Genomic DNA, 23,281 nt, shown 5'->3' with positions numbered 1-23,281 from the left:
GGGAAAGGGAAGAGTAAAAATGGAAGATAATGTTTTTGTTGGCTTGGATATAGGTACTACAAAAATAGCTTGTATAATAAGTGAACTTGATTCAAGTGGTGAATTAAAGATCGTTGGTGTTGGAGTAAGCCCCTCAGATGGATTGCGTAAGGGAGTAGTAGTAAATATAGATAAAACTGTAAGGTCCATTCAAAAGGCCGTCGAAGAAGCTGAATTGATGGCAGGTGTTGATGTGGATTCGGTATGGGTAGGTATTGCTGGTGATCATATAAGAGCCATTAATAGTAAAGGGGTGGTGGCTATATCAAGGGATGATAACGAAATTACCGAACTTGATGTGGTGAGAGCTATAGATGCTGCTAAGGCAGTTTCAATTCCAATGGATAGAGAAATTCTTCATGTTATACCTCAGGAATTTATTGTAGATGATCAAAAGGGAATAAAAGACCCTATAGGAATGTGTGGTGTTAGGCTTGAAACCCAGGTTCATATCATTACCGGAGCTGTAACTAGTGCTCAAAATATCTTCAAAAGTGTTGATAAGGCCGGACTGAAAGTGATTGATCTTGTACTTGAACCACTTGCATCGTGTTATTCGGTACTTGAAAATGATGAAAAGGAACTTGGTGTCGCACTACTTGATATGGGTGGTGGAACCACCGATATAGCTATCTATTTTGATGAAAGTATACGACATACTGCAGTAGTGGGCTTGGGTGGTAAAAATGTAACCAGTGATATTGCCATTGGAATTCGTACCCCGGTAGATAGGGCTGAGGAGATTAAAAAGCAATATGGATGCGCCTATACGCCACTTGTTAAGGGTGATGAATTCATTAGTGTACCCGGTGTTGGGGGACGCGAACAGCGTGAAGTATCAAAAGCTGTGCTTGCTTCAATAATTGAGCCCAGAATGGAGGAGATTCTGTCACTTGCATTGAGAGAAATAAAAAGAACAGATTATTCTGATATGCTGGGAGCCGGCGTAGTTTTAACTGGCGGTGGATCTTTGATGGAGGGGGTACAGGAACTTGCTGAAAAAGTATTTGAAATGCCAGTTAAACTGGGATTACCTGATGGCTTTGGGGGGTTAACGGAGGCAGCCAAATCACCTCTTCACTCGACCGGTATTGGCCTTTGTATGTATGGAAAAGAAAACTTCAAGACCCGCAAAGGCAAAAAGAGCCTTTCAGGTGAAGATAATTTTAAGAAGATACTGGATAGAATGAAAACATGGGTAAAAGAATTCTTTTGATTTTTTTTGAAATTGATAATTGAACTATTTCACATATCACCAAAACCTTGAGGGAGGGATTTATGGTGTTTCAGATGGATGAAAACTTCGACACAATCGCAAAAATGAAGGTAATAGGAGTTGGGGGAGCCGGAGGGAATGCAGTTAACAGAATGATTTCTTCAGGCTTGACTGGTGTTGAATTTATTTCCGTCAATACTGATGCTATGGCGTTGGATAACAACAATGCTGCTCATCGAATACAGATTGGGGAAAGGGTCACAAAGGGACTCGGTGCTGGCGCCAACCCTGAAGTTGGAAGACTGGCAATGGAGGAGGATAAAGACAAAATCTCCGCTGTGCTTGAAGGAGCAGATATGGTTTTCATTACTGCTGGAATGGGTGGTGGAACCGGAACTGGTGGAGCACCTGTTGTTGCCGAAATCGCCCAGGAAATGGGTATTCTTACCGTGGCAATTGTAACCAGACCGTTTCTTTTTGAAGGGAAAGTAAGGGATAAAAATGCCCATAAGGGAATAGAAGATCTTAGAAGAAATGTAGATACAATTATTGTTATTCCTAATCAAAAACTTCTTACAATAGTTGATAGATCAACATCTTTAATTGATGCTTTTAAAACTGCCGATGAAGTCCTTTATCAGGCTACAAAGGGTATCTCTGATCTCATATCTGTACATGGACTGGTGAATTTGGACTTTGCAGATGTGAAAACAATAATGAAGGGCATGGGGGATGCTCTTATGGGTACAGGGCATGCTGAAGGTGAAAATCGTGCTGTTCTTGCTGCCGATACTGCCATCAATAGCCCTCTTTTAGATGATATCTCTATCAATGGGGCACGTGGTATTCTTATAAATATCTCTGGCGGTGAGGACATGACTCTTTACGATGTAAGTGATGCAACTCAGACTGTCTATGATGCTGTGGGTGAAGATGCCGATGTAAATATCATTTTTGGTGCTGTAACCGATAACTCATTAAATGGGGAAATTAGAGTCACCGTTATCGCTACAGGGTTTAACGATGAAGAGATCGACAGAAAACGAAACGAAATGCATGCTCCAAAAATGGCTGTTAAACTTCCTCCAAACAAAAAGGAATCAGAGAAAAAAGTAGAGCAACTTTCTATGCCTCTGGCACCTAAGGAAAAACAGAAGGAAGTAGTTCCTCCTCCGTCTGATTCAGAGGTTGCAGATCAAACGATAGAAACCACTGATATACAAGAGACCAATGAAACAATGATAAACGAGGACTCTAATGAGGAGAGCCAAAGCAATACACCTCTTGAGTTACCTGCTTTCTTAAAAAAGGAAGACATTCGAAAAGAGGCAAGAGTATATGTTTCAAAAGGAAGCGTTATTACTCAGTACGAAGATGACATGGATGTCCCAACATTTCTTAGAAAACAGATGCAGTAGAAAGTACCTAGACGGGTGTATGCAAAAAAACTGCCTACACCCGTCTATAAGGTTTATTCAGGAAGTGTAAATGGAAGAAACTAAAGATAAATTAATCAGTCTGGCAAAAAGGCAATACAAAAAGATCTTTCCCTGCAGTTACAGGCAAAATTTCAATGACTGTTTTACAGTCTATGAAAACTATGTGCTTTTTTGGTTTAATACCGAAGACCAGACTACTCATGTTCTGAAAGCTGATATGAATTAGATTGGATGTGGAAATTATCCTGGTGGCCAGTGCATTTCACGACCGCTTAAAATATGTACATGAATGTGAAATACACTTTGCCCGGCATTTTTACCGGAGTTTAAGACCAGGCGGTATCCTTTTTGATCCAATCCTTCTTTTGTGAGAAACATTGATATTGAATCGAAAAGATCACAACAAATATGTTTTTCTTCAGCGGGGATTTGATGTATTGCCTCATAATGGCGTTTAGGAATGGCAAGGTAGTGCATTGGGGCCTGGGGGTCGATATCTTTGATTATGATGCAGGTGGAGTTTTCATAAACCTTTTGGGCTGGGATCTCGTTTTTGATAATCTTACAAAAAAGGCAGTTTTCCATAGCTGACTCCTTATTCCATTATGTGGACCGTAATAAACGTAAGCATGTTTTATACTTTTGAATTACCAGGGGCTTGTTTTAAATTAATAAAGGTATGGAAGAGGTTGTTAGCAAAATCTGGGTAAAACACAACTTATGCAGGTTTAGCCTGTAGGGTAGCACATACATTTTTTGCCATTAACTTTATTCGGGAACTATTTTTCAACACATGAAAATTATAGCCAGAAATAAAAAAGCATACCGTGATTATGATATTCTCGAGAAGGTTGAATCAGGAATTCTTCTTTCCGGGGCAGAGGTGAAGTCTCTGCGTGCCGGAAAAGTCAATCTTATGGACAGTTATGCTCAATGCATCAGGGGCGAAATATTCATTAACCACTTGCATGTAAGTACCTACGACCAGTCCGGGCTTTATACTCCAGATCCCTACAGACGTCGCAAGCTACTTTTGCATAAAAGGCAAATCGAGCATTTGTGCAGTGAGGTGCAAAGAAAACAACTTACATTGATTCCTCTTTCTATATACTTTAAAAATCAGTGGGTTAAAATTGAGTTAGGATTGTGCAGAGGGCGTAAGAAACATGATAAACGTCAGAAAATCGCAGAAAAAGAATCAAATAGACGAATTGCACAATTAATGAAAAGTCGTCGATAGTAATGAATAAGGTGCCACTCTTCAGTTCGGTTCTGATGTTGCTACTTTGGGCAGCAACGCTTTATGCAAACATCTCGGTTACTCATGAGCCGGATGGAAAAAAAACAGCTGTACGGTCCATCTCTCACTCCGGTGTTCGGTGGGTGTCGGTATCTGATTTAGCTGTTAAAGCGGGTGCAACCTTTCGCTGGAGAGCCTTTGCTCAGCGTTTAACTGTAGTTAAGGATCAAGTACAACTCACTTTCTCCCAGGATGTTGCATTCTATAGTTCAGATAGCTCAATTTATCAGCTCTCTGTTTCTCCTCTAAGAAGAGGTGGTGCACTGTATTTACCGCTAAGCACATTGCTTGAAGTGTTTAATTCAAAATTTCCTTCCACCTCTATTGAATACAAAACCGACAGTAATACTCTTTTGATTCAATCCTCTCCTCGCTTATCATCGTATACTATTCAATCGGTTCAATGTAGTTTTGCTGAAAACGAAACCAGAGTAAATATCGGCGTAACAGAAACTGTTGAATTTGAAATAAGCTATATCCACCCAGATCTCTCTATTACTTTTTCTGACGCAACTATTAATGCTAAAAACATTGATAACAGTACGGCTGGCGGGTTCATTGATTCGATATTTGCTGTTCAGTACCAAAATTCATCCCAGATATCCTTTCGCCTTAATAAACCCGTTGAAAAATCGCAATTACAGTACACTAAGGAATCAAACACCATTGGATTTACTCTCGCTGCCCTTGAGTCTAAAGAGAATACTGCTGGTTTTCCTGCACATATAGAGATTCCGAGGCTTGAGACAATAGTTTTAGATCCCGGGCATGGTGGCAGGGATCCCGGCGCTATTGGGCCCGGTGGGACCAAAGAGAAAACTGTGGTACTTGAGCTGTGCTTAGCAATCAGAAAACATCTGGAAACGGCTGGATTCACCGTTTATATGACCAGGGAAAAGGATGAATTTATACCCTTAGCGGAGCGTACTCAATTTGCGAATGACAAGAAAGCCGATCTGTTCATAAGTGTTCACGCAAATGCAGTCCCCGGCTCCAGGGAAAGAAGAGAGACTACCAGAGGGTACAAAGTATATTTTCTCTCACAGGCTCGAAATGAGCACGAACGGCTTGCGGCTATGAGAGAGAATGCTGTAATTGAGTTTGAGGATAAGCCCAAAAACTACGATAACCTGCAAAATATTTTAATCGATCTTGCGGGCAACGAATACCTCAGACTGAGTCAGGACTTATGTATTTTGATAGACCAAACTCTTTCAACAGGGCCTGTTTCCAACTATATGCCAAAGCTGCACCTTGGTGTGGGACAAGCAAATTTTTGGGTTCTAAACGGAGCGTATATGCCCTCTGTGCTGATTGAAGCTGGTTTTATTTCTAATCCTGCAGAGGAAAAACTTTTGAATGATAAAAAAATTCAGGACACAATGGCCGCTTCCATTAGCGAGGCGATCGTTCAATTTAAACATCAGATTGAGGCTGGACTATGAGTGATGCTCGGCCAATAGGGGTTTTTGATTCGGGGTTGGGGGGATTAACCGTAATACGTGAAATTCAGCGCCTTATGCCTGGTGAACGGGTGCTTTATCTTGGTGATACAGCAAGATGTCCTTATGGTGAAAGGTCAGAAGATACCATTACCACCTTTGGGCTCCAGGATGCTAAATTCCTCATGGACCTGGATATAAAGCTTCTCATTGTTGCATGCAATACCGTTTCATCTGTTGCGTTGCAAAATCTTCAGCAGCAAATAAAGGAGATACCGGTAATTGGTGTCGTTTTGCCAGGGGCAAGGGCTGCTGTGCTTAGAACTGCTGAGAGGAAAATTGGAGTAATCGGTACAGCTGCAACTATCAGAACAAACTCGTACGCAACTGCTATTCACAAAATCGATAAAGATATAAAAGTTTATGGAAAACCCTGCCCTCTGTTTGTACCACTGGTTGAGGAGGGGTTGCTCGATAGCGATATCACTCGTTTGGTTGCTCAACACTATCTTTACGACATGATTGATTTGGGAGTTGATTGTCTTATTCTTGGCTGTACACATTATCCTCTTCTTATGGAAGTCATTCAGGGGACAGTAGGAAATCGTATGCAACTTCTTGACAGTGCTCTATGGACGGCTAAAGAAGCACAGGATATTTTAACTGCTCTTGATGCGCTATCCCCGGATACCAACGGTGGAATTTCAAAAAGCAGCTTTATGGTTACTGATCTTACAACTCATTTTGAGGTGCTTGCCGAAGCCTTTTTGGGGCAGCAAATTCCCGCAATCGAAAAGATTTCCCTTGAGGAATTGGTAAAATGATTCTATGTAAATATGTTTTATCATGCTTATATGTTATTAAAAATAAAGTTAGACTGCCGCTTCGATGGGATCAGGTACGCCCTCCTGACTTGTAATCTATCCTCTATGTAAGCTTATGTTTTTTATCAGTGTCTAATTTTTACAGAAAGTGAGAGTACAATGTCAGGACATTCTAAGTGGGCAACAATAAAGAGAGCAAAAGGTAAAGCTGATGCAGCGCGGGGTAAATTATTTAACAGGCTGATCAGAGAGATATCAATAGCAGCAAGGATGGGTGGAGGTGATATTACTGCAAACCCCCGTTTACGTTCCGCAGTCACCAGTGCACGGGCTGCTAATATGCCGAGTAAAAATATCGAAACTGCAATACAAAAAGGCACAGGGCAGCTTGAAGGAGTAACGTATGAAGAGATTACTTTTGAAGGCTACGGGCCTGGTGGTGTGGCTATAATGATCGAATCGATGACTGATAACCGAAACCGTACTGTAGCGGAAGTACGTCATGCACTTTCTAAGCACGGAGGAAATTTGGGACAGTCAAACTCTGTTGCCTGGATGTTTAAATCCAAAGGGGTTATAAGAGTTGCAAAGGATCAAAAGCCTGAAGATGAGCTTATGGAAATAGCGCTCGAAGCGGGGGCTGAAGATATGGCTCTTGATGGGGATGAGTTTGAAATCAGCACCGACCCAGAATCATTTGAAAGTGTAAGAGAGGCACTGACCAACGTAGGTATCGAACCCGCTTCTGCCGAAGTTACTAAAATAGCTGAAAATCCGGTGAAAGTAGAAGGCGATACTGCTGTAAAAGTGCTGAAACTTATAGATATTCTTGATGAGCTTGATGATACCCAAAATGTCTATGCCGCTTTTGATATTGATGATGAAGAGATGGATAAATTACGATAAGTAATTAAACTCAGTAAAATTTATTTCTTGTAGTGTTTTGGGAGTGATATGGTTATTTTCGGAGTTGATCCTGGCACTATGGCCACAGGGTATGGTGTAATAAAAGTAGATAGCAATCGAGTGTCCTGGATCGACTCAGGAGCTATAACCCCCGATAGCGCAGCCTCGCTCTGGCTTCGTCTTGAGTGTATTTATGATGGGCTATGGGAGAAGATGAATCAACACTCACCGGATTTTGTATGCATTGAGCAGGCCTTCTATGGGAAAAATGTTCATACAACTTTGGTTTTAGGCCACGCCAGAGGGGTTGCGATGCTGGCCGCTGCTAAATCTGGTGCATCAGTTCGGGAATATACTCCACGGGAAATAAAAAAAACAGTGACAGGCAATGGTAATGCGAAAAAAGAACAGGTGCAGTATATGGTTAACATGCTCCTTTCACCTCCGCATAAACATATGCGAAGCGATGCGTATGATGCGCTTGCTGTGGCTCTGTGCGACTTTCAGTGTAGTAAACAACTCTTTGCATTAAAAACAACTCGCTGATTTACAGGAAAAAACGGTATGATAGAATATATTCGTGGAATTCTTTCTGAAAAAGAATTAATGCAGGTAGCAATTGAATGTAGCGGGGTAGGGTATTCGGTGATTATCCCTATCTCAACATTTGAACTGTTACCCGATGAAGGCGAGGAAGTAAAACTCTTTATTCATTATTATGTTCGGGAAGATGCTGTAAAGCTGTATGGGTTCAGCTCCAGATCAGATAGAGAAATTTTTCGTCATTTGATTAATATAAGCAAAGTTGGCCCCAAAGTAGCTATTAGTATACTTTCGGGGGTAAGTGTAGAAAGGCTCGTTTCAAGCGTAAATGCCTCAGACCCCTCTGCTCTTGAAAAAGTACCCGGAATAGGGGCAAAAACAGCACAGCGTTTGATCGTTGAACTTAAAGATAAACTGAAAGATTTCTCATCCAACATAGAATGTATCCCTTCTTCTTCAAAAAAGAGTTCTGTTATATCCAAAGACTCACTGCCATTGCGGGACGAAGCATTTGCCGCTATGGTTGCTCTGGGGTATAATGATAAACAGGTTGGTCGCGCAATGGCCCGTGTTGAAGAGGTGATCACAAGCGATGCAGCTGTTGATGAATGGATCAAAATGGCTCTTCAGGTAATATAACTGGAAATGCGAAATGAACGAAGATCAGCAACAAAGAATACTCTCTGGAAACAACAGGGATAATGAAGAAGTTCAGTTTGATAACGCACTTAGACCTGAGCAATTCAGTGACTTTGTCGGCCAGGAGTCAATAAAAGAAAATCTGGGAATTTTTGTCGAGGCTGCAAAGCAAAGAGGTGAAGCACTCGACCATGTTCTCTTCTGTGGTCCTCCTGGGCTCGGTAAAACTACCCTGTCAAGAATACTGGCATCCGAACTTGGTGTTGAAGTACACACCACTTCGGGACCTGTTTTGGAGAAAAAAGGGGACCTCGCAGGTAACCTGACTAATTTGGAACCAAGAGAAATACTCTTTATCGATGAAATCCACAGACTTAACCGGGTTGTAGAAGAGTTTCTGTATCCGGCAATGGAGGATTTTGTTTTTGATATCACTATAGGCGAAGGACCTGCAGCACGCTCAATACGTTTGAATCTTAAGCCCTTTACACTTGTAGGTGCAACAACCAGAGCTGGTATGTTGACTTCTCCTATGCATGCACGTTTTGGGTATGTCTGCAGACTCTCCTATTACTCTGCAGATGAACTAATGAAGGTGATTCTTCGATCTGCTTCTATTCTTGGTATACAATGTGAAAAGGATGCGGCTCTGGAACTGGGAAAACGCTCCAGAGGAACTCCAAGAGTTGCAAACAGACTTTTACGAAGATGCAGAGATGTTGCTCAGGTTAAAGGAAACGGAAACATTGATGTGCCAATAGTTAATAAAACCCTGAACCTCTTGGGGATCGACAGGTGTGGTCTCGATGAAATGGATAGAAGTATATTACTCTCTATTATTGATCACTATGGGGGAGGACCTGTTGGCCTTAATACGCTTTCTGTGGCAGTAGCTGAAGAATCAGATACGATAGAAGAGGTTTATGAGCCCTTTTTGATTCAGTCTGGGTTTCTCAAAAGAACACCAAGAGGAAGAGAAGTCACTGAGAAAACATACAAGCACTTTGCACGTATACCTCCTCAGAACAGATCGCAGACAAACCTCTTTACTTAACCAATATTTCATAGGAGGAGTTATGAACTGGGTAGAATTAGGGCGATTTCTTATTATTGCTGGCACGGTAATTATCGTTCTGGGTCTCGTTTTTATGCTCAGCGATAAGTTCCCGATCGGAAAACTACCAGGCGATATACAGCTTGGAAATGAAAGATTTAAAATCTATATCCCCTTTGCAACTTCAATTTTTCTGAGTGTTATTCTCACAATTATATTGAATTTTTTTATGCGTAAATAAGCTCTAAAGGAGAATAATATGAAAAGAGTTTATATGCTTATCAAAGGAAATGTTCAGGGAATTGGGTTTAGGTACTTTACCTCCGATCTTGCTACTAGTTTTAATCTTAGTGGGTGGGTAAAAAATCGCCATGATGGTTCTGTAGAGCTTGAGGCGCAGGGACAGGAGAGTGAACTGGATCAATTTGCAGCCCAACTCAAGAAAGGTCCAGCACTGGCCAGGGTTACTGATATAGAAATAAAAGATAAACCAGTTAAAAAAGACTCTTCAGAATTTAATATTACCCATTAGAGAATAATTAGACTTATAACTGTTACAACCAGAGCTATGTAAAGGAGTTTGTTAGTGAAAAGGGTGCTTGCAGCAATGAGTGGGGGAGTTGATTCCTCTGTTACTGCTGCGCTGTTATTAGAGCAGGGCTATGATGTGTGTGGGGTTACTATGAAGCTGATGGACAATGAGCAGATTTGTGATGAGTTCAGCAAATCATGCTGTGGTTTTGATGCAGCAAGAGATGCTAAAATGGTTGCAGATAAACTCAAAATACCGCACTATGTAATAAATGCACTTGCCCCTTTTCAAGAAACAGTCATCGATAACTTTGTAAAGGAGTATAGTTATGGTCGTACTCCAAATCCTTGTATCAGATGCAACTATTTTCTTAAATTTGATTTCCTGATGAAAAAAGCTAAAGAATTAGGGTGTGAATATTTGGCCACTGGTCATTACGCTGTTATGGATAATGGGTACCTTATACGGGGCAGGGATGAGAAGAAGGACCAGTCATATTTTCTATACCCGGTTTTTGCCTCAGAAACAGAAAAGATCCTCTTCCCACTGGGCAATATGGAAAAGAGTGAAGTACGTAAAATTGCCCAAAGATATGCACTCCCTACTGCATCCAAGCAGGAAAGCCAGGATATTTGTTTTATACCGGAAGGTGACTACGCTTCATTTTTGAAACAGAATGCAGGTATCACAAATAAATCAGGTCCAATACTGGATGTATGGGGAAATGAAATAGGTCAACATCAGGGAATTGCGTTCTACACAGTTGGACAGCGCAAGGGTCTTGGGGCACTGGGAAAAAGAATGTATGTAAAGGAAATTAGGGTAGAGGATAACTCCGTGGTGGCTGCTGTTGATGAAGATCTGTTCTCAAGCATTATTCGAGTTGATGACATGCTTTGGGGAAAAGATGCTCCGGTTGAGGGTGGGAAGTATCGGGTCCAGATACGGTATAAAGGCAGCCCCGTTGAGGCTACCCTCAGTAGGTTCCAAAAACAGTGTGCTGTTCTCCAATTTAACGACCCGGTTCGGGCTGTTGCACCCGGGCAATCAGCTGTTCTGTACAAAGACGATAAAGTCGTTGCAGGTGGGATAATTTCTCAAGTCATGGATTCAATATAGCATTTTACTGAACAAAAAAATCTTCTACATAGCATGCGGACATCCAGCACCTGTTGAGCATGATGGCATTGAGCCACATCCGCCCGAGCAATCCGGCATAGAAGTGCTCCCCATTGATATTGCCCCTATAGTAGAAAATTGCTTCACTGTTTTGTTTGAACTACATTTGGGACATTTGATGTTTGAGTTTTGTTCATTTGTGATGAGTTCCTCGAAAAAATTGTCACAATTCTGACAACGATATTCAAAAAGTGGCATAAATTACTCCCTAGCTTAAGTGTTCAGATATAAAGTACGTTTTTGTAATCAAATTTGGGTACTTTTTTTTCATCAAACATATTCATCTCCTGTTGTATTCAAAATATGTAGTAATCAAAGATAATCTAACAAGGGAATGAATCGTAGTATATATATAGAAACGGTAAGCAGATAGATAAAAGCTACAGCAGTGGAATAGTTATTGCGTTAGTTAGGGGTAGTATTTTGGTTTTGAAGCGAAAGGAGAACTGCTATGTTTCAACCATGGATTAATATCATAGCTGGATTATGGGCACTTTTTTCTTCATTTTCAATACCGCTGGTTCATCCAACCAACTTCATCATAACCGGTATAGTTATGGCGGTTTTTGGGTTCTGGAGACCCAAAAAGAGCTGGCAGGGGATAATCAATGGAATACTTGGGTTATGGCTCATACTTTCGGGGTTTATACCGGCTTTAATAACCCAGGCCAATTTATTAATTGTAGGAATAGCAGTTACAGTATTTGCAATTTGGCGCCTTTCAGAATCCAGGACAACTCCAAAGCGCGCAACTCGCGCAGCCCAATAATCTGTTATTTATTCCCCCGGATACCAATCGATGTCTGGGGGTACTATTATCTTATAAACCTATAGCTAAAACTTTATACAGGAGGCCCTATTCATGGAAATCGCCGGTCTGAATGAAATTAAAGCCAATGCTCCATTCACACTTCCACCCCTACCGTACTCATTAGAAGCTTTAGCACCTCACATTTCAGAAAAAACGCTGTCCTTTCATTATCAGAAACATCATCAAAAATACGTTGATACCACCAATGATTTGATTAAAGGTTCTCAGTTTGAGAAATCAAATCTGGTTGAAATTATTAACTCCACCAGTGATAACAAGGAATTTCAAAAGCTCTTTAACAATGCCGCTCAGGTTTGGAATCACTGGTTTTATTGGAACTGTTTAGACCCAAGGGGCAGTAAAAAACCTCAGGGAACTATGATGCAAGCCATAGAATCTTCTTTTTCAAGCTACGAGAGCTTTATAAATGAGTTTTCTCAGGCTGCAATAGCCCAGTTTGGCAGTGGATATGCCTGGCTTGTGAAAGACGGAGAAGGGTTAAAGGTAATAAAAACCCCTAATGCAGAAAATCCATTGGCTAAAGGGTTACAACCAATTATAGGGATTGATGTGTGGGAGCACGCATACTATTTAGATTATCAGAATAAGCGCCAGGAATATGTCGCTGCTGTGGTCAATAACATGATAAACTGGGAATTTGCTCAATACAGTTTAGAAAACGATATTACCCAGTGAAACATACTTCCTTTTTAGAATAGGGTCGTAGCCTAAAAGTCTGAGAATTTTCACTCTTAGACTTTTGGGCATGTAAAGGCCATTTGAGCAAACTTTGAAATGGTATTCGGGCCACTGGGCGTAAACATTTGAAACTAATAGCTTAAGCAAAGCATATACGTACAATTAAGCTATGATCCTTTTCGATGTTTGTTGGAAATTTGTGGGTATCTGCATGCAATCTTTACCCTCTCTTGCAAAAAATAGTATAAACACTAGCAATCTGGTGTTTAGCTAGGGACAAAGTATTCAATCCCCTATCGATCATAGTTGCATTAGTAGATCTAACCCAAACACCTTTTAATCATCCTTGAACGCGGGAAAATCTCCTGGTTCCACAACTCTTACCTAAACAAATTATACACTCACCTCAATAAAGATAAAGAACAGTAAAAATGAGTGGATGGAAATAAAGAAGTACATTCACAAAGAAAAAGTGTTCGTTGTAGCCTCAGAAAGTGCGTAACATAGTAGTAAATACAGCATTTGGCAGACTTTTTGAGTTATTAAAAGGTATGGTGTTTATACAGAGACTGAGTGGTTTTGAATGATACTGTATTTACTAAGGGGGGTAGGTCCGCCACATAGTATTTAGGGCCTTATGGCATGCATTTTGCCATTCTTAACGCAATATATTTAAAAGCAGGAGGCTTCTCTTTTTATGCTACCTCAGATAACAGTATGTACTTGTACCTACAAACGTCCTGAAATGCTGGAGAAACTTTTGAAAGCACTCGATGCTCAGGACTGTGCAAATATTGCGGACTTTAGAGTTAATGTGGTTGATAACGACTGTGAAGAATCTGCAAGAGAAGTGATCGGTGACCTGATTAATACGGTCAGTTATAAACTGCACTATTTTGTGGAACCGGTTACAAATATCGCCAGGGCACGGAATGTTGCGGTAAATAATGTTAGTACGGAGTTTCTGGTATTTATAGATGATGATGAATTCCCTGATAAAGACTGGCTTAAAAATATGTATCAATCCTGTATCAGCTATGATGCTGATGGGGTGTTGGGGCCAGTAGTACCCCATTTTGAAGATGGGGCACCGCAATGGTTGGTAAAAAGTGGGTTATGCCAAAGAAAAAGATTTAATACAGGCACTAATCTTAAAAATACTGTCTTTATGCGTACCGGAAATGTCCTTTTTAGAAGATCAGTATTCAAAGATTCCGATATGGTTTTTGATGAACAATTTGGTTTGAGTGGGGGGGAAGACACTGATTTCTTTGGAAAAGCCCTAAAGAGGGAATACAAATTTATATGGTGTGATGAGGGGGTGGTTTATGAGACTGTACCACCTAACAGGTTTAAGAGAAGGTACCATCTACAACGTGCGTTACTGCGCGGCACCCTCAATGCTAAGCGAATTAGTTTATTCTCCTCTTCGGTGTTAAAGTCATTCACTGCTTTTACACTTTATAGTATAACTTTACCTCTGCTATATATTGCAGGTCATCACCATTTTATGAATTATCTTGTAAAAAGTTTTGATCATATTGGTCTTATACTTGGTACACTGGGAATAAACACGATAAAAGACCGGTCCTTTATAAAAGAGTAAAATATAGATACTAACTAAAGTTGAGGTGCATTTGAAAGGAATGGTTTTAGAAAATGTGGGAACCTGAATTTGCCAATAAAAGGCTATGGAAATCGGAAAAAAGTATACCTGAAAAAGTTAAAAGCAGGCTAGGTATAAAAGATGTTAACAGAGTTAAGCTTTTATACTGGAGAGAACATTGTCTTGAGTGTTCTCCTCCGGAGTGTTACCATACCTGTCCGATTTATGCTCCCCGAAAGGATAAACGCTGTGTACGAGTAAATTATGGTTTGTATCCTAATCCACATTTTTCAGGTCTTCTTCCTTATGGTATCGATGTAAGATTTAAAAAGTGGGCAAAACTGGGCACCTCTCTTTATAATGCTTCACTATCTCCTTCGGAATATAGAAAAATAGCAAAAATAGACATTCTCATGGCCAGATTTGTTAATGCAATGTATAGAATTTCTAACCCATTTAATCCTTTGGAGTGGTTTAGGATTACATTTAGAAATCCGCAGAGAAATTTATATAAATTACATACCCTTTTAAGAGAAAAGGTGTTAACAAAAATAAAAAGTAAAGATAATGATTTTAAGCCAGATTGTTTTGTAATGGAATGTTACTCATTTTATGAAACTTCATTTAAACTTCAGATAGAACATTCAAAAGAAACAATCATTTTTCGGGATTCTGTATTAATTACACCAGGGCATAACTACAGAGAAATTCCGATAAAAAACTTTAATTCTACTGGTAGTATCACAATCTATCCTGAGAATGACTTAAATGTCAGAATGGTATTTACCTGGCTTGATTTTGTCGAAAAGAAAACGAGCAACAGTTTGAATCCTAAAAAAGAAGAGAAGCCCGCTGAAAAGGTTAAGTGTGTTGCCTGGGATCTTGACAACACACTTTGGAATGGTACTCTTATCGAAGATGGAGAAAGCAATATGGTAATTCCTCAGGAGCATATTGAAGTCATTAAAAAACTTGATGAACGAGGTATTATACAAACTGTAACCAGTAAAAATAACTATGAAGAGGCCTGGAGTGTTTTGGAAAAATATGGTATTGAGCAGTATTTTATCTATCCGGCAATTAATTGGGCTCCCAAAAGTGAAAACCTATCAACGATAGCAAAAAAAATAAATATTGACCTTAACACATTTGCCATAATAGATGATTCAGCGTTTGAAAGAGCTGAGATTAAAGCTTCACATCCACAGGTAAGATTGTACAGTGATAAAGAGGTTTTAGAGTTACTGCAAAACCCTGAATTTGATGTTCCAGTGACAGATGCAAGCAAAATGAGACGAATAAGTTACCTCAATCAGGTTCAGAGGGAAAGAGTGAAAGAGCAATTTTCGGGTGATTATACCACATTTTTAAAAGAGTGTCGAATGGAGCTTGAAATTTTCAGGCCACTTGAGACAAAACATAAACACCGTTGTCTTGAACTGGTACAACGATCTAATCAGCTAAATCTCTCTTCAAGGAGATATTCGGCCGAGGAGTTTGAAGAGTTACTTGGTAAAAAGGGCTATCTGTGTTTGGCTCTTCAGTGCAGGGATAAATTTGGTGAATACGGAATAATTGGGTTCTGTAGTATTGATCAAACCGCCAGGGTACCTAGAATCATGGATTTTGTAATATCCTGCAGAGTAGCTCAGAAGAAGGTTGAACACACGTTTATTGAATGGCTTGGGAGAAACCAAAAGCAAAGAGGTTGTAGCAGTCTTGAACTGGTGTTGGTAAGGACAAAGAAAAACGGGCCGCTTGTACGGGTATTTCAGGAACTGCCATTTGAAGAAAAAATAGTCGAAGAGGATAAAAGTTTGCTTACTCTTAAACTCGAAAAAATAAGTGAGCAGAGCGACATCATAAGGATTGTTGATAAGACAATAACAGATGAAGGTGTGATTTGCTAAATACAAATAGGAGCAGTTACAAAAATGCTTTATATAAATGCAGATGACTGGGGTGCATCTGAAACTACTACAAATCTGATTCAGGAGTGTATAGACAGAAATGTGGTAGATTCGATTAGCGCGATGGTTTTTATGAACGATTCTGAAAGGGCTGCGGATAAAGTTTTAAGCAGTGGATTAGCGGCTGCTCTCCATATAAATTTTACCACTCCTTTTAATGGATATTCAGGAGCTGGACGACTCATTGAATCCCAGCAAAAAATAGTTAACTATCTTCGCAGCAGCAAGATTGCTCCCTATATCTATAATCCGCTGTTAAAAAATGAGTTTGAGTACGTGTTTAATGCTCAATGTGAAGAGTATTTTAAGTTATATCAGTGTGTTCCAGGCCGAATCGATGGACATAATCATATGCATCTTTGTGCGAATATGCTGATCAGTGATTTACTTCCACATAATATATGGGTACGTAGGAATAATTCCTTTTTTAAAGGTGAAAAGAATAAGCTCAATAAAGGATATCGCTTTATGATTGATAAGCTACTGCAAAAAAGATACCTATGTAGTGATTATTTTTTTCATATACAGCAGATTAGTAACAAAACTGGACATAATAGATTAGAAAAGCTACAAAATATCATCTCTTTGTCAAAAGAATATACTGTAGAGTTGCTTGCTCATCCACATCAAAAAAATGACTGGGATTATCTAAATTGTAGCGAATTTAAAGAAGCAATACAGGAAGCACCAAGGGGCAATTTTGATCTTACTCTTATTGTTTAAAGTTATGTATACCATTTGTTTCAAAGTAAAAACATAGAAAAAGGAGACATGGAATGAAAGTGTCCAGTAATGCATTTAATGATGGTGAGAGGATTCCTGTAAAATTTACCTGCGATGGAGATGATATAAATCCTCCTTTGAATATTGAGCAAATACCTGATACGACTGTTAGTATGGTATTGATTATGGATGATCCTGATTCGCTAAAAGGACTTTTTACTCATTGGGTTGTTTATGATATACCAGTAATCAGCAGTATAGATGCAAACAGCATTCCGGGCAAACAGGGGCTTAATGACTTCACCAACCATCAGTACGGTGGTCCCTGTCCGGGGACAGGAACACATCGTTACTTTTTTAAAATTTATGCTCTGGATAAGCAGCTTGGTTTACCTGATGGATGCTCCCGCAGTTTGGTTGAAGGTAGTATGAAAAATCACGTAATCGATTGGGCACAATATATGGGCTTGTACTCAAGATGAAGTTACAGTGAATTAGGTCTGAAACTGACAGACCTGTTTTACTTACCAAGCAAAACTTTAATGTCGTTTTGGCTTTTGAGTTTTTCAACCGATATAAAATTATCTTTTATGGTTTCATTATTAAGAAATATCTCTATCACACCTTTATTTACATTTTGAGGGTTTAAAACTTCAATGTTGAGTGCTTTTCCTCTGAAAATTCTTGCTACAGTAAACTTGTCCCAGTGGCTGGGGATACAGGGGTTGATTTTTATACCTTCATACATCGGGATTATTCCAAGTATATGTTGTGTTGCGCTGAAATAGGACCAGGAAGCAGCGCCTGTGAGCCATGATACTCTGCTGTTGCCGGCCCGTGGAGAATAGGATGAATAGGTGGTCTGCCCCTGAACGTAGGGCTCCATTTGTCGTATCTGGGCTTTGTCGTTGTAGGCTGCAGGCATATTTGCTCTGCAGTATTCATAAGCTCTATCACCATTGCCCAGAATACATTCAGCTATGACTCCCCATCCTTGCGTATGATTGAAAATACCGGCATTCTCCTTAATTCCTGCATTGAACACCACCGACCTCATGACATCGATTGGTGTCTTTTTAAATGGTGGCGCACAAAGCATCAGGCCATACTCTGTAGCAAGCAACCTTTTTACACTCTCCATACATTTGCTCGATTGTTCTTTTGATGCCGCACCGCTTATAACCGCCCACACCTGAGTGTTTAAATAGATCTGTCCCTCATCATATTCCTTAGTACCATACACCGTTCCATCCTCACCTATTGCCCAGATAAACCATTCACCATCCCAGGCGACAGACTGAATGCATCCTTCCAGTTCTTCTCGTTTTTTTACCGCCCAGGATACTTCATCAGTTTTACCCATTTTAAGGCAGATCTCTTCATAGACACTCAATCCATACCGTAGCTGAAATGCAACAAAAAGACTCTCACCCTTATAGCCAAGTCGCAGACAGTCGTTCCAGTCTGCATGCAGCCCACAGGGGAGTCCATTTTTCCCTCTTCTTTCAAGGTTAAACTCCAGTGCCCGTCGAAGGTGCCCAAGGACAGTATCCTCCTGCTTGTCGGCATAGGGGAGAACCTTAGTGTAAAAATCAAAATCTCCGGTTTCTGCTACGATAGCAGGAACTGCATTAAAAAACCACAGGCAATCATCCGATCGTAACTTTTGCGGATCTGGTGGCAACTCATGGCCAGGATTGTGGGCGAATGGTTTTATCACCGGAATCGCTCCACCATTAGCTAATTGCCCGGTAAGCATTAACTCCACTCGCTTCAAAGCTTCTTCGGGGACTGCTGCTGCAACTCCAAGGATATCCTGAACCGAATCTCTGAAACCAAGCCCATTGCGCTCTCCATTATAGATGAGGCTTGCAGATCTTGACCAAAAAAAGTTGATCAGGCAATTGTATAAGCCCCACACATTGATGGTGCTGTTAAACTCTTTATCGGGTGTTGTAACTTTAAAGGATGAAAGTTTGCTGTGCCAGTTATCCTTCAGAGCTGCTAGTTCTTTATTGGCTCTCTCTACAGATCCAAACTCCGCAACCGCCTTGTTGCCTTCAGTGGCAGTATCTCCCACACCGAGCATGATCAGAATCTCTTTACTCTCACCGGGATTAAGCACTATATTGCTCTGAAATGATCCGCATGCATTGTCACCATAAGCATCACTGTCTGAACACTTTCCCCGGCTTACAGCCTGAGGGTTGTGATACCCGTTATATCGTCCCAGAAACGATTCGCGACTTGTATCGTAACCATCGATTTGAGACCCCACCATGGCCATCCAGCACTGCATCACGCTGTCATCTTCACTTTTTGAATGTAATAAATTTTCATGAGTGATGATTCTGAGCATGTTGTCCTTGCGTGAACCTTTGACAATGAATGTTGAGTACTGAAGATTCACCAGATCCTGATTGGTGTTCCAGTTGTTGGCAAATTCACAGTAAGTAAACACCGAGAGTGAGCGCTTAGTGTCAGATTCATTGGTGATCCTTAGTTTCCAGTATTCAAACTTTTGATCCAGGGGGACAAAATAGGTGGTTTCAGTATGTAGTTTAGAGTATCTGGATTCAAATACTGAATAAGCTGTGCCGTGGCGGCACACCGATTCATACTCTTCGAGCGGTTTTCCTACGGGTTGCCATGATGCCGACCAGAAATCAGAGTTTTCGTTATCGCGGATATATATGTATCTTCCCGGCTGGTCCATTGGGACACTGTTGAATCTTACGCGCAAAAAACGTCCATCGGCACCGGATTTATAGAATCCATAGCCACCTGCATTGTTAGTGATTATCGCTCCATACTCTGTGGATCCCAAATAGTTACTCCAGGACTCAGGGGTATCCGGGCGAGTTATAACATACTCCATTTTTTTATCATCAAAGTAACCGTAGTGCATAGGATGGCTCCATTTTAAAAAAATAAAGGGGCTTGAAGAGTGATCTCAAGAAAATAATCGCATAAATACGTTTAAGAAAAGGGTTTGGTGGTTTAATCGTTTTTTGAAGTGTTATGATTGTTTTAAAAATTTTTTAACACTTACCTCTCATGTTCTGCACCATACCTGCGGATTTGTAGCATTTGGTAGAGTGCCTGATTGGCTCTGATGGACATCGCACCTGATTCGAAAGGGGATAACCTTTGGTTAAAATTGGCAGCCCTGCCACCACTTTGAACAAAGTTTTAGTATACAAATTTTGGAACCAGTATATATTATATGGTATGTGCAGATTATTTGATTCACTCGATTATCGACAATACCTAAAGGAACGCTTTGATGATATGCGCCGGGAGCGCCCCTGGTTTTCCAATCGCTTAATAGCGCAGCGACTTAAAATAGATCCCGGACAGCTGGTTAAAATTCTTCAGGGCCAACGGCATATATCAGAGCGCCTGCTTCCTGCATTTATTAAATTTTTAAACCTTGAAGATCGGGAAAAGGAGTATTTTACCTGTCTGGTTCGCTTTAATAAGGCGAAAATTGGCAGCGAAGTAAGCCTTTATTACGAAAAATTGATGGCCCTAAAGGGGCTTTCTCTTCCTCAGGTGAAACCAGATCAGGATCATTTTTTCAACCAATGGTACTATTCTGTAATCAGAGTGCTGTTGGCTTTTCACGGTTTTGATGGTGATTACGAGAAGCTTGGAAGCATGCTTTCGCCCCCCATAAAAGGTGAACAGGCAAAGGAAGCTGTTGAACTGCTCCTTAAACTGGGGTTTATTGAAAAAGATGAAGACAACAGTTTTAAGCTAACCGACACGTTTATCAGTGGTGGGGGAGACTGGCGAATGTATGCGGTGAGAAATTTTCAGCAGCAGACGATAAAACTAAGTGAGCGATCTCTTCTAAACGATTCCCCTGAAATTCGGGATATTTCTTCGCTTACGATTTCACTTTCTGAGGAGGAGATTGTAGAATATAAGGAGATGATCGAGGAGTTTCGCAAAACCCTGCTACGCAGAGTAATGGAGAGCGGGAAGGAACCAAACAGAGTTTATCAACTGAATCTGCAGTTAATACCTGTGGCAAGCGTTAAAAAAAGAGCTGGAGAGAAGAAGTGAAAGGCAGTCCAATAATTACGGCTATACATATTCTCTTAACTGTAGGATCCGTTCTTTTTTTGATGTGTACTACTGATAAGGTCACAGGTCCGGGAGGTTCAGAAACTGTAAATACCTATGCCATGGTTGTCATCTCTGAAGATAAGGAACCTGTACACAATGCCAAAGTGCGATTTATTTACAGTGAACAGTGGTTAGAAAACCTTCAAGCCGGCAAAGAAGTTACTGCACATACCTTTCTTAGCAACGAAGAGGGCAAAATTGCAATAGATAAAGAGCAAATGCCTCAAAAATATCTAAATCTGCTTATTGATGATGAGAACTCAGGAAGATTTATTCCTCATTTTGATCCTTCTGGAAAAACCGATACTGTTGTGCTTGTAGCTCATGCATTTTTTCAGGGCAGATTTGAAAACCCCGACAGCTTACCCAAAACCGTTCGTCTTCAGGGCACCGATTATTTGGCCAGTGTCGATCAGGTTACAGGTAAATATTCCTTCTCCGGGGTGGCCCCTGGTAGTTATGAAGTGCTTACAGAAACTAACGGCCGGTATCTGCCCCTGGCGCAAATAGAGTTAGAAAGGTCCCGAACCACAGAGCTAAATATTGAACACTCAGACTCGCTGCCACCCGTCTATGATTCACTGCTTGTATTGAATGAGAATATGAGGCCGGCTGAAAATGCAAGGGTACGTTTCGTCGATAGTGAGCAGTGGGTTAAAAATGTGCAGACTGGAAACGAAGTGGCCGAGTACACCTTTTTGAGTAATGAACAGGGAATTGTTATCCTTAACGAAAAACCTAGGTCTACCTCCTATAACCTTGTAATTGATAGTGAGAATGAAGGAGCATTTATACCCGATTTTACAATATCTGATGAAAGTAACGATACCGTTGCGTTGTTATATTATTCAACACTCAAGGTGTTATTTGAAAATTCAGACAGCATACCGGATTACCTATTTATTGAAGGTAGTGATTATCAAGCTGAGAGTGTTTTGCCCGGAGAATTCATTTTTAATACTATTGCTCCAGGGGTATACAGGGTTTTTACTATGTTTGATGACTCACTATCTTTTCTGGATACAGTTCATCTCCTGAAATCCGATACGACAGAAATAGTCATATCGAATACAGACCTGGAAGATAGCACCGGGGTTTTAATTGATGATTTTAATGATGGTACAAGAGATAATATGCTTGTTCCGGAGCTGGATCTTGGTACCTGGTATATCGTTAAGTGTAACAATGTCCAAGTTACCTTTCCTCAGTCAAGAGAAACTGATACCTCCTATATTCCCCCTGAGGATGCTTTGGTCACAGAAGGTGCTTATGAGGGCAGGTCACTTAACCTTCATTATAATGTACCCTCTGAATATTTCTATCTTATTATCGGTTCACAAATTTCTGCTTCAGAAAATGGTCTGGAAGGTATTGAAGCCGTTACTTTTCGTGCTAAAGGTAATGATCATCTTACATTACGGCTACATGGTGAAGAGGGTGACAACCGTGATTTCCCCCAGGCATCTTTTTCGGTTGAACTGAGCTCAGAATGGACCCAATTTGTAGTAACACCGGATAGATTCCATATTTGGGATCAAAACAGTGAGAACCCAACCTGGGAAAGCGTTGCGGGGAGGCTCCAGTGGATCTCCTTTATGCCTGAGGGATTCGGTGATGAGATCTGGCTTGATGATATAAGGCTTGAAGGGGTTACTTTGGGTGATTTAGTTGAGTAATCTACACCGGTAATGACTATAAACTATTAGGAGTAGAGAAGATAGTAAAGTGCGGATATGTACGCTGCATATCCGCACAAACAACCCTGTTAGCTATCGGTGAGGTCCGATTGGCTGAGAAATTTCGGAGAGTATCTCTGCACTTATTTCCTTTCCGCCTTTTGCAGCAAGGTCTCCCAACGATACAATGCCGGTAAGAGCACCTGTTGAATCGGTAACAAACAACCGTCTGATTTTGTAGTTTTCCATCACACGTGCCGCTTCCTCAACTTCAGTGTCCTCTGCACAGGTTTTAGCATCCTTGCTCATCACTTCTCCAACAGAGGTATGTGCAGGGTTAAGTTGTTCAGCTATTACCCTGACCGCAACGTCACGATCTGTCACAACGCCTATAACATTGTCCTGATCAAAAACCGGAATAGCGCCAATATCCAGATCACGCATACGCTGACATGCATGCAGAATCGTATCTGTTGTTTTGATACCTTCGACACCCTTTGTCATAATTTCATTTACCTTCATACTTTCCTCCCTCATTATGAAATTGCC

General features: G+C 40.6%; 25 protein-coding genes. 21 read left to right on the top strand and 4 right to left on the bottom strand.

Going from position 1 to position 23,281, the window contains the following annotated elements; translation table 11 throughout:
* The first annotated feature begins 19 nt into the window (after positions 1-19).
* The 3 genes from ftsA to QA601_07375 all read left to right on the top strand — a co-directional run bounded on the left by ftsA (position 20) and on the right by QA601_07375 (position 2,920).
* A complete protein-coding gene (gene ftsA / locus QA601_07385; GenBank protein MDG5814893.1) occupies positions 20-1,255 on the top strand; it encodes a cell division protein FtsA in 1,236 nt (411 codons plus the stop codon).
* A 62-nt stretch (positions 1,256-1,317) separates the two neighbouring features.
* A complete protein-coding gene (gene ftsZ / locus QA601_07380) occupies positions 1,318-2,673 on the top strand; it encodes a cell division protein FtsZ (GenBank protein ID MDG5814892.1) in 1,356 nt (451 codons plus the stop codon).
* Between the two features lie 70 nt (positions 2,674-2,743).
* The gene (locus tag QA601_07375; GenBank protein MDG5814891.1) at positions 2,744-2,920 is read left to right on the top strand and encodes a hypothetical protein; all 177 of its coding nucleotides are present in this window, start codon (positions 2,744-2,746) and stop codon (positions 2,918-2,920) included.
* Between the two features lie 14 nt (positions 2,921-2,934).
* Here QA601_07375 and QA601_07370 read toward each other — a convergent pair whose 3' ends face one another.
* The gene (locus tag QA601_07370; GenBank protein MDG5814890.1) at positions 2,935-3,279 is read right to left on the bottom strand and encodes an HIT domain-containing protein; all 345 of its coding nucleotides are present in this window, start codon (positions 3,277-3,279) and stop codon (positions 2,935-2,937) included.
* A 208-nt stretch (positions 3,280-3,487) separates the two neighbouring features.
* Here QA601_07370 and smpB point away from each other — a divergent pair, with 208 nt between their 5' ends.
* The 10 genes from smpB (at position 3,488) to mnmA (ending at position 11,053) form a co-directional block, all read left to right on the top strand.
* The gene (gene smpB / locus QA601_07365) at positions 3,488-3,934 is read left to right on the top strand and encodes an SsrA-binding protein SmpB (GenBank protein ID MDG5814889.1); all 447 of its coding nucleotides are present in this window, start codon (positions 3,488-3,490) and stop codon (positions 3,932-3,934) included.
* A 2-nt stretch (positions 3,935-3,936) separates the two neighbouring features.
* Positions 3,937-5,439 carry an N-acetylmuramoyl-L-alanine amidase gene (locus tag QA601_07360; protein MDG5814888.1) on the top strand — a complete coding sequence of 501 codons (1,503 nt, stop codon included), beginning with the start codon at positions 3,937-3,939 and terminating at the stop codon, positions 5,437-5,439.
* A complete protein-coding gene (murI, locus tag QA601_07355; protein MDG5814887.1) occupies positions 5,436-6,260 on the top strand; it encodes a glutamate racemase in 825 nt (274 codons plus the stop codon). Before QA601_07360 ends, murI begins: the two co-directional genes overlap by 4 nt.
* A gap of 159 nt (positions 6,261-6,419) precedes the next feature.
* The gene (locus tag QA601_07350; GenBank protein MDG5814886.1) at positions 6,420-7,166 is read left to right on the top strand and encodes a YebC/PmpR family DNA-binding transcriptional regulator; all 747 of its coding nucleotides are present in this window, start codon (positions 6,420-6,422) and stop codon (positions 7,164-7,166) included.
* Positions 7,167-7,214: 48 nt separating this feature from the next.
* The gene (ruvC, locus tag QA601_07345) at positions 7,215-7,712 is read left to right on the top strand and encodes a crossover junction endodeoxyribonuclease RuvC (GenBank protein ID MDG5814885.1); all 498 of its coding nucleotides are present in this window, start codon (positions 7,215-7,217) and stop codon (positions 7,710-7,712) included.
* Between the two features lie 18 nt (positions 7,713-7,730).
* Entirely contained in the window at positions 7,731-8,348 is a 618-nt protein-coding gene (gene ruvA, locus QA601_07340; protein MDG5814884.1) for a Holliday junction branch migration protein RuvA, read from the top strand.
* A gap of 13 nt (positions 8,349-8,361) precedes the next feature.
* On the top strand, positions 8,362-9,402 hold the full coding sequence (ruvB, locus tag QA601_07335) for a Holliday junction branch migration DNA helicase RuvB (protein MDG5814883.1): 1,041 nt from the start codon (positions 8,362-8,364) through the stop codon (positions 9,400-9,402).
* A 22-nt stretch (positions 9,403-9,424) separates the two neighbouring features.
* Positions 9,425-9,643: a DUF2905 domain-containing protein gene (locus QA601_07330; protein MDG5814882.1), complete on the top strand. Its 219-nt coding sequence runs from the start codon at positions 9,425-9,427 to the stop codon at positions 9,641-9,643.
* 18 nt (positions 9,644-9,661) lie between these two features.
* The gene (locus QA601_07325; protein MDG5814881.1) at positions 9,662-9,934 is read left to right on the top strand and encodes an acylphosphatase; all 273 of its coding nucleotides are present in this window, start codon (positions 9,662-9,664) and stop codon (positions 9,932-9,934) included.
* A gap of 54 nt (positions 9,935-9,988) precedes the next feature.
* Positions 9,989-11,053, top strand: a complete 1,065-nt coding sequence (gene mnmA, locus QA601_07320; protein MDG5814880.1) for a tRNA 2-thiouridine(34) synthase MnmA — start codon at positions 9,989-9,991, stop codon at positions 11,051-11,053.
* Between the two features lie 24 nt (positions 11,054-11,077).
* Here the strand turns inward: mnmA and QA601_07315 are convergent, their stop codons facing one another.
* Positions 11,078-11,311 carry a zinc ribbon domain-containing protein gene (locus QA601_07315; protein ID MDG5814879.1) on the bottom strand — a complete coding sequence of 78 codons (234 nt, stop codon included), beginning with the start codon at positions 11,309-11,311 and terminating at the stop codon, positions 11,078-11,080.
* A gap of 253 nt (positions 11,312-11,564) precedes the next feature.
* On the opposite strand from QA601_07315, the gene QA601_07310 reads away from it, so the two are divergent.
* The 6 genes from QA601_07310 to QA601_07285 all read left to right on the top strand — a co-directional run bounded on the left by QA601_07310 (position 11,565) and on the right by QA601_07285 (position 17,404).
* A complete protein-coding gene (locus QA601_07310) occupies positions 11,565-11,882 on the top strand; it encodes a hypothetical protein (protein MDG5814878.1) in 318 nt (105 codons plus the stop codon).
* A gap of 93 nt (positions 11,883-11,975) precedes the next feature.
* Positions 11,976-12,620 carry a superoxide dismutase gene (locus QA601_07305; GenBank protein MDG5814877.1) on the top strand — a complete coding sequence of 215 codons (645 nt, stop codon included), beginning with the start codon at positions 11,976-11,978 and terminating at the stop codon, positions 12,618-12,620.
* 700 nt (positions 12,621-13,320) lie between these two features.
* Positions 13,321-14,229 (top strand): glycosyltransferase family 2 protein, encoded by a 909-nt coding sequence (locus tag QA601_07300; protein MDG5814876.1) that lies wholly within the window; start codon positions 13,321-13,323, stop codon positions 14,227-14,229.
* A 53-nt stretch (positions 14,230-14,282) separates the two neighbouring features.
* Positions 14,283-16,139 carry an HAD-IIIC family phosphatase gene (locus tag QA601_07295; GenBank protein MDG5814875.1) on the top strand — a complete coding sequence of 619 codons (1,857 nt, stop codon included), beginning with the start codon at positions 14,283-14,285 and terminating at the stop codon, positions 16,137-16,139.
* Between the two features lie 24 nt (positions 16,140-16,163).
* The gene (locus tag QA601_07290; GenBank protein ID MDG5814874.1) at positions 16,164-16,922 is read left to right on the top strand and encodes a ChbG/HpnK family deacetylase; all 759 of its coding nucleotides are present in this window, start codon (positions 16,164-16,166) and stop codon (positions 16,920-16,922) included.
* Between the two features lie 53 nt (positions 16,923-16,975).
* On the top strand, positions 16,976-17,404 hold the full coding sequence (locus QA601_07285; GenBank protein ID MDG5814873.1) for a YbhB/YbcL family Raf kinase inhibitor-like protein: 429 nt from the start codon (positions 16,976-16,978) through the stop codon (positions 17,402-17,404).
* A gap of 38 nt (positions 17,405-17,442) precedes the next feature.
* Here the strand turns inward: QA601_07285 and QA601_07280 are convergent, their stop codons facing one another.
* Positions 17,443-19,830 (bottom strand): hypothetical protein, encoded by a 2,388-nt coding sequence (locus QA601_07280; protein MDG5814872.1) that lies wholly within the window; start codon positions 19,828-19,830, stop codon positions 17,443-17,445.
* Positions 19,831-20,072: 242 nt separating this feature from the next.
* On the opposite strand from QA601_07280, the gene QA601_07275 reads away from it, so the two are divergent.
* Positions 20,073-20,993 (top strand): TIGR02147 family protein, encoded by a 921-nt coding sequence (locus QA601_07275; protein MDG5814871.1) that lies wholly within the window; start codon positions 20,073-20,075, stop codon positions 20,991-20,993.
* Positions 20,990-22,732, top strand: a complete 1,743-nt coding sequence (locus QA601_07270; protein ID MDG5814870.1) for a hypothetical protein — start codon at positions 20,990-20,992, stop codon at positions 22,730-22,732. Before QA601_07275 ends, QA601_07270 begins: the two co-directional genes overlap by 4 nt.
* A gap of 93 nt (positions 22,733-22,825) precedes the next feature.
* Here the strand turns inward: QA601_07270 and QA601_07265 are convergent, their stop codons facing one another.
* Complete coding sequence (locus QA601_07265; GenBank protein MDG5814869.1) at positions 22,826-23,254, bottom strand: CBS domain-containing protein; 429 nt, start codon at positions 23,252-23,254, stop codon at positions 22,826-22,828.
* Between the last annotated feature and the right edge of the window lie 27 nt (positions 23,255-23,281).

This window comes from Chitinispirillales bacterium ANBcel5, from assembly GCA_029688955.1.
GTDB lineage: Bacteria > Fibrobacterota > Chitinivibrionia > Chitinivibrionales > Chitinispirillaceae > Cellulosispirillum > Cellulosispirillum alkaliphilum.
Note: the sequence above shows the minus strand (reverse complement) of the source record. Positions and strands in the feature narration are given on the sequence as shown.

What these genes read in the sequence shown, in the direction of transcription:
- ftsA (MDG5814893.1), top strand. Translation starts at nt 20, where the DNA reads ATGGAAGATAATGTTTTTGTTGGCTTGGATATAGGTACTACAAAAATA.
- ftsZ (MDG5814892.1), top strand. Translation starts at nt 1,318, where the DNA reads ATGGTGTTTCAGATGGATGAAAACTTCGACACAATCGCAAAAATGAAG.
- QA601_07375 (MDG5814891.1), top strand. Translation starts at nt 2,744, where the DNA reads ATGGAAGAAACTAAAGATAAATTAATCAGTCTGGCAAAAAGGCAATAC.
- QA601_07370 (MDG5814890.1), bottom strand. Translation starts at nt 3,279, where the DNA reads ATGGAAAACTGCCTTTTTTGTAAGATTATCAAAAACGAGATCCCAGCC.
- smpB (MDG5814889.1), top strand. Translation starts at nt 3,488, where the DNA reads ATGAAAATTATAGCCAGAAATAAAAAAGCATACCGTGATTATGATATT.
- QA601_07360 (MDG5814888.1), top strand. Translation starts at nt 3,937, where the DNA reads ATGAATAAGGTGCCACTCTTCAGTTCGGTTCTGATGTTGCTACTTTGG.
- murI (MDG5814887.1), top strand. Translation starts at nt 5,436, where the DNA reads ATGAGTGATGCTCGGCCAATAGGGGTTTTTGATTCGGGGTTGGGGGGA.
- QA601_07350 (MDG5814886.1), top strand. Translation starts at nt 6,420, where the DNA reads ATGTCAGGACATTCTAAGTGGGCAACAATAAAGAGAGCAAAAGGTAAA.
- ruvC (MDG5814885.1), top strand. Translation starts at nt 7,215, where the DNA reads ATGGTTATTTTCGGAGTTGATCCTGGCACTATGGCCACAGGGTATGGT.
- ruvA (MDG5814884.1), top strand. Translation starts at nt 7,731, where the DNA reads ATGATAGAATATATTCGTGGAATTCTTTCTGAAAAAGAATTAATGCAG.
- ruvB (MDG5814883.1), top strand. Translation starts at nt 8,362, where the DNA reads ATGAACGAAGATCAGCAACAAAGAATACTCTCTGGAAACAACAGGGAT.
- QA601_07330 (MDG5814882.1), top strand. Translation starts at nt 9,425, where the DNA reads ATGAACTGGGTAGAATTAGGGCGATTTCTTATTATTGCTGGCACGGTA.
- QA601_07325 (MDG5814881.1), top strand. Translation starts at nt 9,662, where the DNA reads ATGAAAAGAGTTTATATGCTTATCAAAGGAAATGTTCAGGGAATTGGG.
- QA601_07315 (MDG5814879.1), bottom strand. Translation starts at nt 11,311, where the DNA reads ATGCCACTTTTTGAATATCGTTGTCAGAATTGTGACAATTTTTTCGAG.
- QA601_07310 (MDG5814878.1), top strand. Translation starts at nt 11,565, where the DNA reads ATGTTTCAACCATGGATTAATATCATAGCTGGATTATGGGCACTTTTT.
- QA601_07305 (MDG5814877.1), top strand. Translation starts at nt 11,976, where the DNA reads ATGGAAATCGCCGGTCTGAATGAAATTAAAGCCAATGCTCCATTCACA.
- QA601_07300 (MDG5814876.1), top strand. Translation starts at nt 13,321, where the DNA reads ATGCTACCTCAGATAACAGTATGTACTTGTACCTACAAACGTCCTGAA.
- QA601_07295 (MDG5814875.1), top strand. Translation starts at nt 14,283, where the DNA reads ATGTGGGAACCTGAATTTGCCAATAAAAGGCTATGGAAATCGGAAAAA.
- QA601_07290 (MDG5814874.1), top strand. Translation starts at nt 16,164, where the DNA reads ATGCTTTATATAAATGCAGATGACTGGGGTGCATCTGAAACTACTACA.
- QA601_07285 (MDG5814873.1), top strand. Translation starts at nt 16,976, where the DNA reads ATGAAAGTGTCCAGTAATGCATTTAATGATGGTGAGAGGATTCCTGTA.
- QA601_07280 (MDG5814872.1), bottom strand. Translation starts at nt 19,830, where the DNA reads ATGCACTACGGTTACTTTGATGATAAAAAAATGGAGTATGTTATAACT.
- QA601_07265 (MDG5814869.1), bottom strand. Translation starts at nt 23,254, where the DNA reads ATGAAGGTAAATGAAATTATGACAAAGGGTGTCGAAGGTATCAAAACA.